Source organism: Rossellomorea marisflavi (assembly GCF_009806575.1).
Lineage (GTDB): Bacteria > Bacillota > Bacilli > Bacillales > Bacillaceae_B > Rossellomorea > Rossellomorea marisflavi_A.
The window spans coordinates 93,674-112,157 of record NZ_CP047095.1 but is presented as its reverse complement, the minus strand read 5'-3'; the positions used below and the strand labels follow the sequence as shown (position 1 = coordinate 112,157).

Here is an 18,484-nt window from a genome sequence, read left to right as displayed (position 1 = left end):
CTCCTCTTCCTAGTCTTATTACTATACCGGGCGCGTCCCGGCTATACATACTCTTTGCTTCTTATGGAAAAAAAGAGGCACAGGTTCATGACCGTGTACCTCTTCCTTTTACCATCAAGGAGTTGAATTGGTTGCTTCTTCTTTCAATTTGACGACGAACTCTTCCCCTTCGACATCAATGAGGATGTCTTGACCCGTCAAGACTTTCCCTCTCAGGAGCTCTTCAGAAAGCTTATCTTCGACATATTTCTGAATGGCCCTGCGGAGCGGTCTTGCACCGTATTCAGGATCGAATCCTTCGTCCGCAATCTTCTCCTTGGCAGCCGCAGAAAGCTCGAGATGGATATCCTGCTCCTTGAGGCGCTTCGTGAGTTGATTCGACATAAGGGTCACGATCTCTTTCAGATGATCTTTCTCTAATGAATGGAAGACGATGATTTCATCGATACGGTTCAGGAATTCCGGGCGGAAGGCACGCTTCAGTTCCTCCATCACTTTCCCTTTCATATCTTTGTAATCTTGTTTCCCGTCCTGGATATTGAAGCCCATATGCTTATTGGCTTTAAGGGACTGTGCCCCGACGTTCGATGTCATGATCAGAACTGTGTTCCTGAAGTCGACGGTCCTTCCTTTGGAGTCAGTCAAACGACCATCTTCCAAGACTTGCAGAAGGATATTGAAGACATCGGGATGTGCTTTTTCGATTTCATCAAGGAGCACGACGGAATATGGTTTACGACGGACTTTCTCAGTCAGCTGACCGCCTTCTTCGTACCCGACATATCCCGGAGGTGAACCGACGAGACGGGAAGTGGAATGCTTCTCCATGTATTCCGACATATCGATCCGGATCATCGCTTCTTCATCACCGAACATGGATTCCGCGAGAGCACGGGCCAATTCGGTTTTCCCTACACCGGTAGGACCGAGGAAGATGAATGAACCGATTGGACGCTTCGGATCCTTCAGTCCTGCACGCGCACGGCGCACCGCTTTCGATACGGCGACAACCGCTTCGGATTGGCCGATGACACGGGAGTGCAGGATTTCTTCAAGCTTCAAGAGACGATCTGTTTCTGTTTGAGCAAGCTTGGATACAGGTACTCCTGTCCAGTTGGACACGACCTTCGCGATATCTTCCACTGTGACTTCGGTATTTTCCTGCCCCTGCTTTTCTTTCCATGTATTCTTCGTTTCTTCCAGCTCTTCACGAAGCTTCTGCTCGGAATCGCGGAGGGAAGCGGCTTTTTCAAACTCCTGGCTCTGAACCGCTGCATCTTTCTCTTTGCGGATCTCTTCCAGTCTCGCTTCAAGCTCCTTCAGGTTTGGCGGAGTCGTATACGAGCGGAGACGGACCTTCGAACCGGCTTCATCAATCAAATCGATCGCTTTATCTGGAAGGAAGCGGTCTGAAATATAGCGGTCTGATAGTTTCACAGCGGCATCGATGGCTGCATCCGTGATGGATACGCGGTGATGCGCTTCATAGCGGTCACGAAGACCTTTAAGGATCTGGATGGACTCCTCTGCTGTCGGCTCATTAACCTGGATCGGCTGGAACCGGCGCTCAAGGGCTGCATCCTTCTCGATATACTTACGATATTCATCAAGGGTCGTCGCCCCGATGCATTGCAGTTCTCCACGTGCAAGGGAAGGCTTGAGGATGTTGGAAGCATCGATCGCCCCTTCGGCCCCTCCTGCCCCGATCAGGGTGTGGAGCTCATCGATGAAGAGGATGATATTCCCTGCCTGACGGATCTCATCCATCACTTTTTTCAAGCGGTCCTCGAACTCACCACGGTATTTCGTACCGGCAACGACCGTTCCCATATCAAGGGTCATGACACGCTTATCACGGAGGATCTCCGGTACTTCATTCGCGATGATCTGCTGGGCAAGGCCTTCAGCAATCGCCGTCTTACCGACACCGGGTTCCCCGATAAGGACCGGATTGTTCTTCGTACGACGGCTCAACACTTCGATGACACGTTGGATTTCCTTGCTTCGTCCGATGACCGGGTCAAGGCTTCCTTCACGGGCAATCGCCGTCAGGTCGCGCGCAAGGCTATCAAGTGTCGGCGTGTTGGCATTCGTGCTGCCGCCTCCCTGATGTCCGCCTGAATCGTTGTTGCCGAGGAGCTGGAGGACCTGCTGCCTTGCTTTATTCAAGCTTACGCCAAGGTTTCCAAGCACACGTGCTGCCACGCCTTCCCCTTCACGGATCAGACCGAGAAGGATGTGCTCTGTCCCCACATAAGAGTGACCGAGCTTCCTTGCTTCATCCATGGAAAGTTCGATGACTTTCTTCGCGCGGGGCGTATAGTGGATCGTCTGGGACTTTTCCGTTCCTTTCCCGATCAGACCCTCCACTTCCTTCTGGATCTTCTCTGGGCTTAGTCCAAGGGCAGTCAGTGCCTTGGCTGCAATCCCTTCGCCTTCACGTACGAGGCCTAGCAGGATATGTTCAGTGCCGATGTTATTATGGGCTAGTCGGATGGCTTCTTCCTGGGCTAATGCCAATACTTTTTGAGCTCTTTCTGTAAATCGACCAAACATCATGATTCTTCCTCCTCACATGTATCTTTATCCAATCTAATTCGCTCCCTGATCAAGGAAGACCTTCTTATGTCCCGTTCATTCGGTCGCAACGGACCTCCGGAATATTGTTGTAAAAAACCCGGTTGGGTCAAAATCATCAATTCATTCAAAATATTTTTGGAGAGACTGTGGATCATGCCGAGATCGATGCCCAGACGAACATCCGACAGGCATTTGGCCGCTTCCTTCGATTCAATGATGCGGCTATGCTCCAGCACCCCCAGCGATCTGAAGACCCTATCTTCTAATTGTATGTTGGAGGTCTGAACTAATGCCTCCCTCGCCGTCAGTTCCTTGGCAATGATCTGATTCACCACGCTGATGAGATCTTCCACGATATCCCCTTCTGACTTACCGAGGGTCGTCTGATTGGAGATTTGAAAGATATTCCCCAGGGCTTCACTGCCTTCGCCGTAGATCCCCCTGACGACGAGACCAAGCTGATTGATCGCCGGTATGATCCGGTTCATCTGCTGGGTAAGGACCAATCCCGGAAGATGGACCATGACCGATGCCCTGAGCCCTGTTCCTACATTCGTAGGGCAAGTGGTCAGGTATCCGTGCTTCTCATCGAACGCAAAGTCCAGTTCGCTTTCAAACCAGTCATCAAGCTCATTGGCACGGGAGAGGGCCTGCTTCAGTTGGAGTCCCGGATACAGACACTGTATTCGGATATGATCCTCTTCATTTACCATTATGCTTATATCTTCATCTGGTGATAAAAGGACAGCCCCGACATTCTTATCTTCTGCCAGATTCGGACTGATCAGGTGTTTCTCCATCAATACCCTTTTTTCCAAAGGCTGAATCTCACTCGTAGGTAAAAATTCGAGTTCCCCCAGCTCTTTAGGGAAAGAAGACAGCTTCTCCTTCACCCGTTCTACGATCTGCCCTGCTTCCTCAGCTGAATAAAGGGTTGAAAAACGGAAGTCAGTCAGATTCCTTGCCAAACGAACCCGTGAACTCAGGACAATATCCGATTGGGGTCCTTCTTCATTCATCCACGAACTGACCGTATTGCTTAGAAATCGTTCCAGACTCATTCTGCACCTCCCCCTTCCTGTCTCATGTCACGTTCAAGGGAACGAATGCGGTCTCTCGTCTCGGCTGCTCTCTCAAACTCCTCCTCTTCGATGAGGGTCTGAAGTTCCGTTCTCAGCTTCTTGATCTGCTTCTTGATCTGGATGGTGCCACCCATTCTTTCGGGCACCTTTCCGTGGTGCTCCATATTCCCGCTGTGCACCCTCTTCAGGATCGGATCGAGCTCGCTGTTGAATGTCTTATAACACTCCGAACACCCAAACCGACCGATGCTCGTAAACTGTTGGAATGTCAATTTGCATTTCGGACACTGAAGAACTTCCTTTTTCGGCGCTTCCTGCTCCTGTGCCTGCTTGAAGCCGGGGGTGATATTCAATAAACCGGCCAACAGATTATTCACCGTAAAGGCTGCCGAATTCTCGAACATCGTTCCTTTATCCTGAGCACATTGCTCACACAGATGGACCTCGGTCTTCTCTCCGTTCACAACTTTCGTGAAATGAAGGGTTGCCGGATTCTCATTGCACTCCTGACACATCATTCCATTCACCTCTTACATTCTTACTCGTATTTTAACGTATCCAGCATAGCCCGGAGCATCCTGCCCCGGAGTATATCCCGTTCAGGCAACTCGACCATGATCACGGATCGATCCATGACACTCAGCATGATCTTTGCCTCTCTTTCAGATATTATATCCTCTTCCACGAGTCGGAAAACGATATCAGCCGCCGTATTTTGACTGATTTTCTGAGTAATGAGGGCCACCAGCTGATCAATAAGATGCAGCTGATCATGAGCCTTCACCCGCATGATGCGGATGTAACCCCCTCCGCCTCGCTTACTCTCGACCACATACCCTTTCTCGATGGTGAAGCGGGTATTGATCACATAATTTATTTGAGAAGGAACACATTGGAACTTATCTGCGATCTCACTTCTTTTAATTTCGACGATTTCAGATTCACTTAAATCCAATACATTCTTCAGGTAATTTTCGATGATGTCGGAAATATTCCTCATTAAACCTCCTCCTCATTTGACTTTGACTATATTTGACTATAATTATACAACCGGGCTTCAATCTTTGCAATGAAGAAGCATAGCCTTAAAAGCTTTTCTGTTTAGGAGGGATTTTAAACGTGAAGATCGATTAAAAACGGAAAATTCGAATTAGGTGTATATTCGACTTTGTGTGGGGTTAGTCCTTCTTTGGATGTGCGGGGTTTTCGGAAGAGTTCAGTAAAGAGAATGGATATTAAAGCGTAGGAGTGGCGTACATTTTGAACTGTAGGGTTATATCATTTAGATTCTGGACCTCTGTATATGTTTTCAGAATGAGAGGGTAACGAGTTTTGATGGTTTTCATTAGTGGGGACTGTGTCATTTTGGAGCGTCAATAACATATTTCTTAAGGGTTGTACACAGACAGAACGCCAACTATTGGAATGGTTTAGGTGATTTTAGGCGGGATTTTTATTCGAATTAGAATTGCAGATACGATTAGGGTTCCGCAAGTATATGCGGCCGTTCGCACATAAAGGGAATGAATCGCATATAGGAAAACGGGCGATGATCGATATCGCAGGTAAAAAGTTGATTTTCGCAAATAGGATTAAAAATATCGCAAATAAATGATGAATTTCCGCTGATATTTTTGGCGGGCGGAGGAGAACGGTGGGTCCAGGAGGCTCAACGTCCTCCATAGGCGTTGTGAAAAATGTCGAACGGTGTCAGGAGTGAAAAATGACCCATTACTTGGAAAAACATCGCTAATATCAGAACCCTGTTCGCACGTATCGGTCTCCCTTCGCTTGGAACGCAAAAAAGTCGCAAATAAGCGCTCCCCCTTGGCCTCATCTCCAGATAACACCTCTGTCCATCCCGCTTGGCTGATCTCATACTCCCACAGGTTATCAATGCTCTAAAGGTCTCTTTGCCCTCCCCAAACACCCCATTAAAACGATCAACATCACGACCAACACCACTACCCGCCAACGTAAAATACCAACAAAAAAAGCAACCCATCAAATGAGCTGCTTTTCTCTACATTGCCTGGCGACGTCCTACTCTCACAGGGGGAGATCCCCCAACTACCATCGGCGCTGAAGAGCTTAACTTCCGTGTTCGGCATGGGAACGGGTGTGACCTCTTCGCCAATGTCACCAGACAGGTATTCCATTGAAAGAATTATTCTTTCAAAACTAGATAAAGGGTTGATAGTCAATCATTACCGGCGTATCGGCCAGTCTGGCAGGCGCAACGCGCCTGCATTACGTTTGGTTAAGTCCTCGATCGATTAGTATCAGTCAGCTCCATGTGTCGCCACACTTCCACCTCTGACCTATCTACCTGATCATCTTTCAGGGATCTTACTCACATAAAGTGATGGGAAATCTCATCTCGAGGGGGGCTTCATGCTTAGATGCTTTCAGCACTTATCCCTTCCGCACATAGCTACCCAGCGATGCCTTTGGCAAGACAACTGGTACACCAGCGGTGCGTCCATCCCGGTCCTCTCGTACTAAGGACAGCTCCTCTCAAATTTCCTGCGCCCACGACGGATAGGGACCGAACTGTCTCACGACGTTCTGAACCCAGCTCGCGTACCGCTTTAATGGGCGAACAGCCCAACCCTTGGGACCGACTACAGCCCCAGGATGCGATGAGCCGACATCGAGGTGCCAAACCTCCCCGTCGATGTGGACTCTTGGGGAGATAAGCCTGTTATCCCCGGGGTAGCTTTTATCCGTTGAGCGATGGCCCTTCCATGCGGAACCACCGGATCACTAAGCCCGACTTTCGTCCCTGCTCGACTTGTAGGTCTCGCAGTCAAGCTCCCTTGTGCCTTTACACTCTGCGAATGATTTCCAACCATTCTGAGGGAACCTTTGGGCGCCTCCGTTACTCTTTAGGAGGCGACCGCCCCAGTCAAACTGCCCACCTGACACTGTCTCCCACCCCGATAAGGGGCGCGGGTTAGAATGTCAACACAGCCAGGGTAGTATCCCACCGACGCCTCCACCGAAGCTAGCGCTCCGGCTTCCAAGGCTCCTACCTATCCTGTACAAGCTGTGCCAAAATTCAATATCAGGCTACAGTAAAGCTCCACGGGGTCTTTCCGTCCTGTCGCGGGTAACCTGCATCTTCACAGGTACTATAATTTCACCGAGTCTCTCGTTGAGACAGTGCCCAGATCGTTACGCCTTTCGTGCGGGTCGGAACTTACCCGACAAGGAATTTCGCTACCTTAGGACCGTTATAGTTACGGCCGCCGTTTACTGGGGCTTCGATTCGCACCTTCGCTTGCGCTAAGCACTCCTCTTAACCTTCCAGCACCGGGCAGGCGTCAGCCCCTATACTTCGCCTTACGGCTTCGCAGAGACCTGTGTTTTTGCTAAACAGTCGCCTGGGCCTATTCACTGCGGCTCTCTCGGGCTTGCACCCTACCAGAGCACCCCTTCTCCCGAAGTTACGGGGTCATTTTGCCGAGTTCCTTAACGAGAGTTCTCTCGCTCACCTTAGGATTCTCTCCTCGCCTACCTGTGTCGGTTTGCGGTACGGGCACCATCTTCCTCGCTAGAGGCTTTTCTTGGCAGTGTGGAATCAGGAACTTCGCTACTATAATTCGCTCGCTATCACAGCTCAGCCTTCACGATGATGGGATTTGCCTCATCATCAGCCTAACTGCTTAGACGCACATATCCAGCAGTGCGCTTACCCTATCCTCCTGCGTCCCCCCATTGCTCAAATGGAAGAAAGGTGGTACAGGAATATCAACCTGTTGTCCATCGTCTACGCCTATCGGCCTCGACTTAGGTCCCGACTAACCCTGAGCGGACGAGCCTTCCTCAGGAAACCTTAGGCATTCGGTGGATGGGATTCTCACCCATCTTTCGCTACTCATACCGGCATTCTCACTTCTAAGCACTCCACCAGTCCTTACGGTCTAGCTTCGCAGTCCTTAGAACGCTCTCCTACCACTGACACCAAACGGTGTCAATCCACAGCTTCGGTGATACGTTTAGCCCCGGTACATTTTCGGCGCAGAGTCACTCGACCAGTGAGCTATTACGCACTCTTTAAATGGTGGCTGCTTCTAAGCCAACATCCTGGTTGTCTAAGCAACTCCACATCCTTTTCCACTTAACGTATACTTTGGGACCTTAGCTGGTGGTCTGGGCTGTTTCCCTTTCGACTACGGATCTTATCACTCGCAGTCTGACTCCCATGGATAAGTCTTTGGCATTCGGAGTTTGTCTGAATTCGGTAACCCGATGAGGGCCCCTAGTCCAAACAGTGCTCTACCTCCAAGACTCTTACAACATGAGGCTAGCCCTAAAGCTATTTCGGAGAGAACCAGCTATCTCCAGGTTCGATTGGAATTTCTCCGCTACCCACACCTCATCCCCGCACTTTTCAACGTGCGTGGGTTCGGACCTCCATCCAGTGTTACCTGGACTTCATCCTGGACATGGGTAGATCACCTGGTTTCGGGTCTACGACCACATACTCATTCGCCCTATTCAGACTCGCTTTCGCTGCGGCTCCGTCTTCTCGACTTAACCTTGCATGGGATCGTAACTCGCCGGTTCATTCTACAAAAGGCACGCCATCACCCGTTAACGGGCTCTGACTACTTGTAGGCACACGGTTTCAGGTTCTATTTCACTCCCCTTCCGGGGTGCTTTTCACCTTTCCCTCACGGTACTGGTTCACTATCGGTCACTAGGGAGTATTTAGCCTTGGGAGATGGTCCTCCCAGCTTCCGACGGGATTTCACGTGTCCCGCCGTACTCAGGATCCACTCAAGAGGGAACGAAGTTTCGACTACAGGGTTGTTACCTTCTTTGACGAGCCTTTCCAGACTTCTTCGTCTACCCCGTTCCTTTGTAACTCCGTATAGAGTGTCCTACAACCCCAAGAGGCAAGCCTCTTGGTTTGGGCTAATCCCGTTTCGCTCGCCGCTACTCAGGGAATCGCATTTGCTTTCTCTTCCTCCAGGTACTTAGATGTTTCAGTTCCCTGGGTCTGCCTTCCAAGCTCTATGTATTCAAGCAAGGATACTGTTCCATTACGAACAGTGGGTTCCCCCATTCGGAAATCTTCGGATCAGCTCACTTACAGCTCCCCGAAGCATATCGGTGTTAGTCCCGTCCTTCATCGGCTCCTAGTGCCAAGGCATCCACCGTGCGCCCTTATTAACTTAACCGAATTGGTTAAAAACCTAAAATGGCGATACTCGGTAATTTCTTGACTATCAATAAAACTTTATCTAGTTTTCAAAGAACAATATAGAAGATGGAAGTTTATTTTACTCCGCTTGCGCTTCGTAAAAAACTCAAACCATCAAAACTGAACAAAACTTCGACGTCGTCAAACGTTTTAGTAAATCTTCCTTAGAAAGGAGGTGATCCAGCCGCACCTTCCGATACGGCTACCTTGTTACGACTTCACCCCAATCATCTGTCCCACCTTAGGCGGCTGGCTCCAAAAGGTTACCTCACCGACTTCGGGTGTTACAAACTCTCGTGGTGTGACGGGCGGTGTGTACAAGGCCCGGGAACGTATTCACCGCGGCATGCTGATCCGCGATTACTAGCGATTCCAGCTTCATGTAGGCGAGTTGCAGCCTACAATCCGAACTGAGAACGGTTTTATGGGATTGGCTAAACCTCGCGGTCTTGCAGCCCTTTGTACCGTCCATTGTAGCACGTGTGTAGCCCAGGTCATAAGGGGCATGATGATTTGACGTCATCCCCACCTTCCTCCGGTTTGTCACCGGCAGTCATCTTAGAGTGCCCAACTGAATGCTGGCAACTAAGATCAAGGGTTGCGCTCGTTGCGGGACTTAACCCAACATCTCACGACACGAGCTGACGACAACCATGCACCACCTGTCACTCTGTCCCCCGAAGGGGAAAGCCCTATCTCTAGGGTTGTCAGAGGATGTCAAGACCTGGTAAGGTTCTTCGCGTTGCTTCGAATTAAACCACATGCTCCACCGCTTGTGCGGGCCCCCGTCAATTCCTTTGAGTTTCAGTCTTGCGACCGTACTCCCCAGGCGGAGTGCTTAATGCGTTAGCTGCAGCACTAAAGGGCGGAAACCCTCTAACACTTAGCACTCATCGTTTACGGCGTGGACTACCAGGGTATCTAATCCTGTTTGCTCCCCACGCTTTCGCGCCTCAGTGTCAGTTACAGACCAGAAAGTCGCCTTCGCCACTGGTGTTCCTCCAAATATCTACGCATTTCACCGCTACACTTGGAATTCCACTTTCCTCTTCTGCACTCAAGTTCCCCAGTTTCCAATGACCCTCCACGGTTGAGCCGTGGGCTTTCACATCAGACTTAAGAAACCACCTGCGCGCGCTTTACGCCCAATAATTCCGGACAACGCTTGCCACCTACGTATTACCGCGGCTGCTGGCACGTAGTTAGCCGTGGCTTTCTGGTTAGGTACCGTCAAGGTGCCGCCCTATTCGAACGGCACTTGTTCTTCCCTAACAACAGAGTTTTACGATCCGAAAACCTTCTTCACTCACGCGGCGTTGCTCCGTCAGACTTTCGTCCATTGCGGAAGATTCCCTACTGCTGCCTCCCGTAGGAGTCTGGGCCGTGTCTCAGTCCCAGTGTGGCCGATCACCCTCTCAGGTCGGCTACGCATCGTCGCCTTGGTGAGCCGTTACCTCACCAACTAGCTAATGCGCCGCGGGTCCATCTGTAAGTGATAGCCGAAGCCACCTTTCAACCTTCCCCCATGCGGGGGTAGGTGTTATCCGGTATTAGCCCCGGTTTCCCGGAGTTATCCCAGTCTTACAGGCAGGTTACCCACGTGTTACTCACCCGTCCGCCGCTGATCTCAGGGAGCAAGCTCCCATCGATCCGCTCGACTTGCATGTATTAGGCACGCCGCCAGCGTTCGTCCTGAGCCAGGATCAAACTCTCCATAAAAAGTTTGAATAGCTCTTAAAATAAATCTAGAATTAACGTTGACGTGTTTGTCTTGTTTTGTTCAGTTTTCAAGGTTCAAATGTTCGTTGCTTTTCTTAAGCAACTTAATCATCTTATCATGTTTCCAACGAGGTTGTCAACACTTTTTTTATGATCTTTTTGGTGGAGCCTAGCGGGATCGAACCGCTGACCTCCTGCGTGCAAAGCAGGCGCTCTCCCAGCTGAGCTAAGGCCCCAAAGAAAGTGGTCGGGAAGACAGGATTCGAACCTGCGACCCCTTGGTCCCAAACCAAGTGCTCTACCAAGCTGAGCTACTTCCCGATTATGGCGCGCCCGAGAGGAGTCGAACCCCTAACCTTTTGATCCGTAGTCAAACGCTCTATCCAATTGAGCTACGGGCGCATATATGAAATTCACTGGTGCCGAGGACCGGAATCGAACCGGTACGGTAGTCACCTACCGCAGGATTTTAAGTCCTGTGCGTCTGCCAGTTCCGCCACCCCGGCTAGGGCAATTATGGAGCGGAAGACGGGATTCGAACCCGCGACCCCCACCTTGGCAAGGTGGTGTTCTACCACTGAACTACTTCCGCATATGGTGCGGGTGAAGGGACTTGAACCCCCACGCCTTGCGGCGCCAGATCCTAAGTCTGGTGCGTCTGCCAATTCCGCCACACCCGCATGATATAAATGGTGAGCCATGAAGGATTCGAACCTTCGACCCTCTGATTAAAAGTCAGATGCTCTACCAACTGAGCTAATGGCTCGTGCTGCTTTTCTATAATGGACAAATACCCATAAGAAAATACAAATGAACATAAAAAAGTGGTGCCGGCAAGAGGACTTGAACCCCCAACCTACTGATTACAAGTCAGTTGCTCTACCAGTTGAGCTACACCGGCAAGGTGTATAGTGTATTCTTGCCAATTCGCCTTAGTTGAAACGAAAAGGAAAAGAGCTTTTATGGTAAGTTATTTTCACTCCGCTTTCGCTGCGTGAAAAAACTATGGTGGAGGATGACGGGATCGAACCGCCGACCCTCTGCTTGTAAGGCAGATGCTCTCCCAGCTGAGCTAATCCTCCATATGTACCGCCTGGCGACGTCCTACTCTCACAGGGGGAGATCCCCCAACTACCATCGGCGCTGAAGAGCTTAACTTCCGTGTTCGGCATGGGAACGGGTGTGACCTCTTCGCCAATGTCACCAGACAGGTATTCCATTGAAAGAATTATTCTTTCAAAACTAGATAAAGGGTTGATAGTCAATCATTACCGGCGTATCGGCCAGTCTGGCAGGCGCAACGCGCCTGCATTACGTTTGGTTAAGTCCTCGATCGATTAGTATCAGTCAGCTCCATGTGTCGCCACACTTCCACCTCTGACCTATCTACCTGATCATCTTTCAGGGATCTTACTCACATAAAGTGATGGGAAATCTCATCTCGAGGGGGGCTTCATGCTTAGATGCTTTCAGCACTTATCCCTTCCGCACATAGCTACCCAGCGATGCCTTTGGCAAGACAACTGGTACACCAGCGGTGCGTCCATCCCGGTCCTCTCGTACTAAGGACAGCTCCTCTCAAATTTCCTGCGCCCACGACGGATAGGGACCGAACTGTCTCACGACGTTCTGAACCCAGCTCGCGTACCGCTTTAATGGGCGAACAGCCCAACCCTTGGGACCGACTACAGCCCCAGGATGCGATGAGCCGACATCGAGGTGCCAAACCTCCCCGTCGATGTGGACTCTTGGGGGAGATAAGCCTGTTATCCCCGGGGTAGCTTTTATCCGTTGAGCGATGGCCCTTCCATGCGGAACCACCGGATCACTAAGCCCGACTTTCGTCCCTGCTCGACTTGTAGGTCTCGCAGTCAAGCTCCCTTGTGCCTTTACACTCTGCGAATGATTTCCAACCATTCTGAGGGAACCTTTGGGCGCCTCCGTTACTCTTTAGGAGGCGACCGCCCCAGTCAAACTGCCCACCTGACACTGTCTCCCACCCCGATAAGGGGCGCGGGTTAGAATGTCAACACAGCCAGGGTAGTATCCCACCGACGCCTCCACCGAAGCTAGCGCTCCGGCTTCCAAGGCTCCTACCTATCCTGTACAAGCTGTGCCAAAATTCAATATCAGGCTACAGTAAAGCTCCACGGGGTCTTTCCGTCCTGTCGCGGGTAACCTGCATCTTCACAGGTACTATAATTTCACCGAGTCTCTCGTTGAGACAGTGCCCAGATCGTTACGCCTTTCGTGCGGGTCGGAACTTACCCGACAAGGAATTTCGCTACCTTAGGACCGTTATAGTTACGGCCGCCGTTTACTGGGGCTTCGATTCGCACCTTCGCTTGCGCTAAGCACTCCTCTTAACCTTCCAGCACCGGGCAGGCGTCAGCCCCTATACTTCGCCTTACGGCTTCGCAGAGACCTGTGTTTTTGCTAAACAGTCGCCTGGGCCTATTCACTGCGGCTCTCTCGGGCTTGCACCCTACCAGAGCACCCCTTCTCCCGAAGTTACGGGGTCATTTTGCCGAGTTCCTTAACGAGAGTTCTCTCGCTCACCTTAGGATTCTCTCCTCGCCTACCTGTGTCGGTTTGCGGTACGGGCACCATCTTCCTCGCTAGAGGCTTTTCTTGGCAGTGTGGAATCAGGAACTTCGCTACTATAATTCGCTCGCTATCACAGCTCAGCCTTCACGATGATGGGATTTGCCTCATCATCAGCCTAACTGCTTAGACGCACATATCCAGCAGTGCGCTTACCCTATCCTCCTGCGTCCCCCCATTGCTCAAATGGAAGAAAGGTGGTACAGGAATATCAACCTGTTGTCCATCGTCTACGCCTATCGGCCTCGACTTAGGTCCCGACTAACCCTGAGCGGACGAGCCTTCCTCAGGAAACCTTAGGCATTCGGTGGATGGGATTCTCACCCATCTTTCGCTACTCATACCGGCATTCTCACTTCTAAGCACTCCACCAGTCCTTACGGTCTAGCTTCGCAGTCCTTAGAACGCTCTCCTACCACTGACACCAAACGGTGTCAATCCACAGCTTCGGTGATACGTTTAGCCCCGGTACATTTTCGGCGCAGAGTCACTCGACCAGTGAGCTATTACGCACTCTTTAAATGGTGGCTGCTTCTAAGCCAACATCCTGGTTGTCTAAGCAACTCCACATCCTTTTCCACTTAACGTATACTTTGGGACCTTAGCTGGTGGTCTGGGCTGTTTCCCTTTCGACTACGGATCTTATCACTCGCAGTCTGACTCCCATGGATAAGTCTTTGGCATTCGGAGTTTGTCTGAATTCGGTAACCCGATGAGGGCCCCTAGTCCAAACAGTGCTCTACCTCCAAGACTCTTACAACATGAGGCTAGCCCTAAAGCTATTTCGGAGAGAACCAGCTATCTCCAGGTTCGATTGGAATTTCTCCGCTACCCACACCTCATCCCCGCACTTTTCAACGTGCGTGGGTTCGGACCTCCATCCAGTGTTACCTGGACTTCATCCTGGACATGGGTAGATCACCTGGTTTCGGGTCTACGACCACATACTCATTCGCCCTATTCAGACTCGCTTTCGCTGCGGCTCCGTCTTCTCGACTTAACCTTGCATGGGATCGTAACTCGCCGGTTCATTCTACAAAAGGCACGCCATCACCCGTTAACGGGCTCTGACTACTTGTAGGCACACGGTTTCAGGTTCTATTTCACTCCCCTTCCGGGGTGCTTTTCACCTTTCCCTCACGGTACTGGTTCACTATCGGTCACTAGGGAGTATTTAGCCTTGGGAGATGGTCCTCCCAGCTTCCGACGGGATTTCACGTGTCCCGCCGTACTCAGGATCCACTCAAGAGGGAACGAAGTTTCGACTACAGGGTTGTTACCTTCTTTGACGAGCCTTTCCAGACTTCTTCGTCTACCCCGTTCCTTTGTAACTCCGTATAGAGTGTCCTACAACCCCAAGAGGCAAGCCTCTTGGTTTGGGCTAATCCCGTTTCGCTCGCCGCTACTCAGGGAATCGCATTTGCTTTCTCTTCCTCCAGGTACTTAGATGTTTCAGTTCCCTGGGTATGCCTTCCAAGCTCTATGTATTCAAGCAAGGATACTGTTCCATTACGAACAGTGGGTTCCCCCATTCGGAAATCTTCGGATCAGCTCACTTACAGCTCCCCGAAGCATATCGGTGTTAGTCCCGTCCTTCATCGGCTCCTAGTGCCAAGGCATCCACCGTGCGCCCTTATTAACTTAACCGAATTGGTTAAAAACCTAAAATGGCGATACTCGGTAATTTCTTGACTATCAATAAAACTTTATCTAGTTTTCAAAGAACAATATAGAAGATGGAAGTTTATTTTACTCCGCTTGCGCTTCGTAAAAAACTCAAACCATCAAAACTGAACAAAACTTCGACGTCGTCAAACGTTTTAGTAAATCTTCCTTAGAAAGGAGGTGATCCAGCCGCACCTTCCGATACGGCTACCTTGTTACGACTTCACCCCAATCATCTGTCCCACCTTAGGCGGCTGGCTCCAAAAGGTTACCTCACCGACTTCGGGTGTTACAAACTCTCGTGGTGTGACGGGCGGTGTGTACAAGGCCCGGGAACGTATTCACCGCGGCATGCTGATCCGCGATTACTAGCGATTCCAGCTTCATGTAGGCGAGTTGCAGCCTACAATCCGAACTGAGAACGGTTTTATGGGATTGGCTAAACCTCGCGGTCTTGCAGCCCTTTGTACCGTCCATTGTAGCACGTGTGTAGCCCAGGTCATAAGGGGCATGATGATTTGACGTCATCCCCACCTTCCTCCGGTTTGTCACCGGCAGTCATCTTAGAGTGCCCAACTGAATGCTGGCAACTAAGATCAAGGGTTGCGCTCGTTGCGGGACTTAACCCAACATCTCACGACACGAGCTGACGACAACCATGCACCACCTGTCACTCTGTCCCCGAAGGGGAAAGCCCTATCTCTAGGGTTGTCAGAGGATGTCAAGACCTGGTAAGGTTCTTCGCGTTGCTTCGAATTAAACCACATGCTCCACCGCTTGTGCGGGCCCCCGTCAATTCCTTTGAGTTTCAGTCTTGCGACCGTACTCCCCAGGCGGAGTGCTTAATGCGTTAGCTGCAGCACTAAAGGGCGGAAACCCTCTAACACTTAGCACTCATCGTTTACGGCGTGGACTACCAGGGTATCTAATCCTGTTTGCTCCCCACGCTTTCGCGCCTCAGTGTCAGTTACAGACCAGAAAGTCGCCTTCGCCACTGGTGTTCCTCCAAATATCTACGCATTTCACCGCTACACTTGGAATTCCACTTTCCTCTTCTGCACTCAAGTTCCCCAGTTTCCAATGACCCTCCACGGTTGAGCCGTGGGCTTTCACATCAGACTTAAGAAACCACCTGCGCGCGCTTTACGCCCAATAATTCCGGACAACGCTTGCCACCTACGTATTACCGCGGCTGCTGGCACGTAGTTAGCCGTGGCTTTCTGGTTAGGTACCGTCAAGGTGCCGCCCTATTCGAACGGCACTTGTTCTTCCCTAACAACAGAGTTTTACGATCCGAAAACCTTCTTCACTCACGCGGCGTTGCTCCGTCAGACTTTCGTCCATTGCGGAAGATTCCCTACTGCTGCCTCCCGTAGGAGTCTGGGCCGTGTCTCAGTCCCAGTGTGGCCGATCACCCTCTCAGGTCGGCTACGCATCGTCGCCTTGGTGAGCCGTTACCTCACCAACTAGCTAATGCGCCGCGGGTCCATCTGTAAGTGATAGCCGAAGCCACCTTTCAACCTTCCCCCATGCGGGGGTAGGTGTTATCCGGTATTAGCCCCGGTTTCCCGGAGTTATCCCAGTCTTACAGGCAGGTTACCCACGTGTTACTCACCCGTCCGCCGCTGATCTCAGGGAGCAAGCTCCCATCGATCCGCTCGACTTGCATGTATTAGGCACGCCGCCAGCGTTCGTCCTGAGCCAGGATCAAACTCTCCATAAAAAGTTTGAATAGCTCTTAAAATAAATCTAGAATTAACGTTGACGTGTTTGTCTTGTTTTGTTCAGTTTTCAAGGTTCAAATGTTCATTGCTTCGTTTGAAGCGACCCTTATAATGTTACAGGATTTTCGTTTCGATGTCAATAACTTTTTTCAAAAAGTTTTTTCATCTTGTTGTTTCAACGTTGCTCGTTTGCGGCAACAGATAATACTATACCACCATATCAAAGGGTGTGCAATAGTTTTTTTCGATTTTATTTCGACTTTGTAAAAAAAACATTTCAACCCTTACCGATGATCTTACCGCTCTTAAAAAGATTGTTTCTATATATATGATTAATCATCGATCTCAGGCATAGAAAAAGGCCGCGGATATCCGCAGCCTTTTCAGGTAAATCAGTCGCGATGACGCATTTGGGGGAAGAGCAGGACGTCGCGGATCGAAGGGGAGTTTGTCAGAAGCATGACAAGCCTGTCGATCCCGATACCCAGTCCTCCTGTAGGAGGCATTCCGTACTCTAGTGCTTCAATGAAATCATCATCCATCATATGGGCCTCATCGTTCCCTTCTTCCCGTTCTTTCAACTGAGCTTCAAAACGCTCACGCTGATCGATAGGGTCGTTGAGCTCGGTGAAGGCATTTGCATGTTCACGACCGACGATGAACAGCTCGAAACGATCCGTGAACCTTGGGTCTTCGTCGTTCTTCTTCGCAAGCGGGGAGATGGCAACCGGATGACCATAGATGAAGGTAGGCTGAATAAGCTTCTCTTCTACCAGCTGTTCGAAGAACTCATTCACGACGTGGCCATACGTCATATTGTCTTTGATTTCAATGCCGTGTTCTTTGGCAAGTGCACGAGCCTCTTCGTCGCTCATTTCCTTCCAGAAGTCTACACCTGAATGTTCCTTGACGGCATCGACCATGTGAAGACGGGTCCATTGCGGTTCGAGGTTCACTTCGTAGTCACCGTAAGGGACGGTGGTGGAACCGAATACCTCTTTTGCGATATGGGCAACCAGGTTTTCAGTCAGTGCCATGATATCACGGTAATCCGCATAAGCTTCATACAGTTCGATCATGGTGAACTCTGGATTGTGGCGGGTTGATACGCCTTCGTTACGGAATACGCGTCCGATTTCGTATACCTTCTCAAGACCACCGACAATGAGGCGCTTCAGATGAAGCTCGATGGCGATCCTCATGAATAACGGCATGTCCAAGGCATTATGGTGCGTTTTGAACGGACGGGCAGACGCTCCACCTGCAATGCTGTGCATCATCGGTGTTTCCACTTCAAGATAGCCGTTTGTATCAAGATAGCGTCTCATGGACTGGATGATGCGGCTTCTTGCGATGAAGGTTTCTTTGCTCTCCTGGCTCGTGATGAGGTCAAGATAGCGTTGGCGGTAACGCTGTTCAACATCTTTGAGTCCGTGGAACTTCTCTGGCAGCGGGCGAAGGGCTTTTGATAGATGGCGGAATTCCTTCGCTTTGACGGAAAGTTCCCCAACCTTCGTTTTGAAGACCGTACCGGTCACCCCGATGATGTCTCCAAGGTCTGCTGAATTGAAAAGTTCATAAGCCTCTTCACCGATGGCGTCTTTACGGACATAGATCTGCACTTGGCCCTCGAGGTCCTGAAGATGCGCGAATCCTGCCTTACCTTTTCCACGCTTCGTCATGATCCGTCCTGCGATAGTTACCGTGATGTCTTTCTCTTCAAGCTCTTCTTTTGAAAACTCGTCAAATTGAGATTTGATTTCGCGAGAGCTATGAGAACGGTCGAAACGTTTACCGAATGGATCCAATCCTTTTTCACGGATGGCTTCCATTTTGTCGCGTCTGACCTGAAGCTGGTCATTTATTTCTTCGCTCATTTGTTTCACTCCTATTCTATC

At 50.5% G+C, this 18,484-nt stretch carries 5 protein-coding genes, 9 tRNA genes and 6 rRNA genes; all 20 read right to left on the bottom strand.

Translation table 11 applies throughout. The annotated features are described in order from the left end of the window. Positions 1 to 114 precede the first annotated feature (114 nt). Positions 115 to 2,559: an ATP-dependent protease ATP-binding subunit ClpC gene (clpC, locus tag D5E69_RS00590; protein WP_048007583.1), complete on the bottom strand. Its 2,445-nt coding sequence runs from the start codon at positions 2,557 to 2,559 to the stop codon at positions 115 to 117. Then, entirely contained in the window at positions 2,556 to 3,641 is a 1,086-nt protein-coding gene (gene mcsB / locus D5E69_RS00585) for a protein-arginine kinase McsB (RefSeq protein WP_048007582.1), read from the bottom strand. The genes clpC and mcsB overlap by 4 nt, the downstream gene beginning before the upstream one ends. Further along, positions 3,638 to 4,180 carry a protein-arginine kinase activator protein McsA gene (gene mcsA, locus D5E69_RS00580; RefSeq protein ID WP_048007581.1) on the bottom strand — a complete coding sequence of 181 codons (543 nt, stop codon included), beginning with the start codon at positions 4,178 to 4,180 and terminating at the stop codon, positions 3,638 to 3,640. The genes mcsB and mcsA overlap by 4 nt, the downstream gene beginning before the upstream one ends. A gap of 20 nt (positions 4,181 to 4,200) precedes the next feature. Next, positions 4,201 to 4,662: a CtsR family transcriptional regulator gene (locus D5E69_RS00575; protein ID WP_048007580.1), complete on the bottom strand. Its 462-nt coding sequence runs from the start codon at positions 4,660 to 4,662 to the stop codon at positions 4,201 to 4,203. Between the two features lie 1,030 nt (positions 4,663 to 5,692). After that, positions 5,693 to 5,809, bottom strand: a 5S ribosomal RNA gene (rrf, locus tag D5E69_RS00570). A gap of 109 nt (positions 5,810 to 5,918) precedes the next feature. Further along, positions 5,919 to 8,851: ribosomal RNA gene (locus D5E69_RS00565) — 23S ribosomal RNA — on the bottom strand. A 191-nt stretch (positions 8,852 to 9,042) separates the two neighbouring features. Next, positions 9,043 to 10,593, bottom strand: a 16S ribosomal RNA gene (locus tag D5E69_RS00560). A 160-nt stretch (positions 10,594 to 10,753) separates the two neighbouring features. Further along, a tRNA-Ala gene (locus D5E69_RS00555) sits at positions 10,754 to 10,829 on the bottom strand. 8 nt (positions 10,830 to 10,837) lie between these two features. Continuing rightward, positions 10,838 to 10,914, bottom strand: a tRNA-Pro gene (locus D5E69_RS00550). 4 nt (positions 10,915 to 10,918) lie between these two features. Continuing rightward, positions 10,919 to 10,995, bottom strand: a tRNA-Arg gene (locus tag D5E69_RS00545). Between the two features lie 15 nt (positions 10,996 to 11,010). Next, a tRNA-Leu gene (locus D5E69_RS00540) sits at positions 11,011 to 11,099 on the bottom strand. Positions 11,100 to 11,110: 11 nt separating this feature from the next. Continuing rightward, a tRNA-Gly gene (locus D5E69_RS00535) sits at positions 11,111 to 11,185 on the bottom strand. Between the two features lie 3 nt (positions 11,186 to 11,188). Further along, positions 11,189 to 11,273 (bottom strand) — tRNA-Leu (locus D5E69_RS00530). Positions 11,274 to 11,283: 10 nt separating this feature from the next. Continuing rightward, positions 11,284 to 11,359, bottom strand: a tRNA-Lys gene (locus D5E69_RS00525). 59 nt (positions 11,360 to 11,418) lie between these two features. After that, positions 11,419 to 11,494, bottom strand: a tRNA-Thr gene (locus D5E69_RS00520). A 105-nt stretch (positions 11,495 to 11,599) separates the two neighbouring features. Further along, positions 11,600 to 11,675, bottom strand: a tRNA-Val gene (locus D5E69_RS00515). Between the two features lie 9 nt (positions 11,676 to 11,684). Next, positions 11,685 to 11,801 (bottom strand): 5S ribosomal RNA (gene rrf, locus D5E69_RS00510). A gap of 109 nt (positions 11,802 to 11,910) precedes the next feature. Next, positions 11,911 to 14,844, bottom strand: a 23S ribosomal RNA gene (locus D5E69_RS00505). 191 nt (positions 14,845 to 15,035) lie between these two features. Continuing rightward, positions 15,036 to 16,585 (bottom strand): 16S ribosomal RNA (locus D5E69_RS00500). The 16S, 23S and 5S rRNA genes sit together here with 9 tRNA genes alongside, the layout of an rRNA operon. 393 nt (positions 16,586 to 16,978) lie before the next feature. Continuing rightward, on the bottom strand, positions 16,979 to 18,463 hold the full coding sequence (gene lysS, locus D5E69_RS00495) for a lysine--tRNA ligase (RefSeq protein WP_048007746.1): 1,485 nt from the start codon (positions 18,461 to 18,463) through the stop codon (positions 16,979 to 16,981). Positions 18,464 to 18,484: the final 21 nt, after the last annotated feature.

Coding starts and splice junctions, on each gene's coding strand:
- mcsB (WP_048007582.1), bottom strand. CDS start 3,641: ATGAGTCTGGAACGATTTCTAAGCAATACGGTCAGTTCGTGGATGAAT.
- clpC (WP_048007583.1), bottom strand. CDS start 2,559: ATGATGTTTGGTCGATTTACAGAAAGAGCTCAAAAAGTATTGGCATTA.
- D5E69_RS00575 (WP_048007580.1), bottom strand. CDS start 4,662: ATGAGGAATATTTCCGACATCATCGAAAATTACCTGAAGAATGTATTG.
- lysS (WP_048007746.1), bottom strand. CDS start 18,463: ATGAGCGAAGAAATAAATGACCAGCTTCAGGTCAGACGCGACAAAATG.
- mcsA (WP_048007581.1), bottom strand. CDS start 4,180: ATGATGTGTCAGGAGTGCAATGAGAATCCGGCAACCCTTCATTTCACG.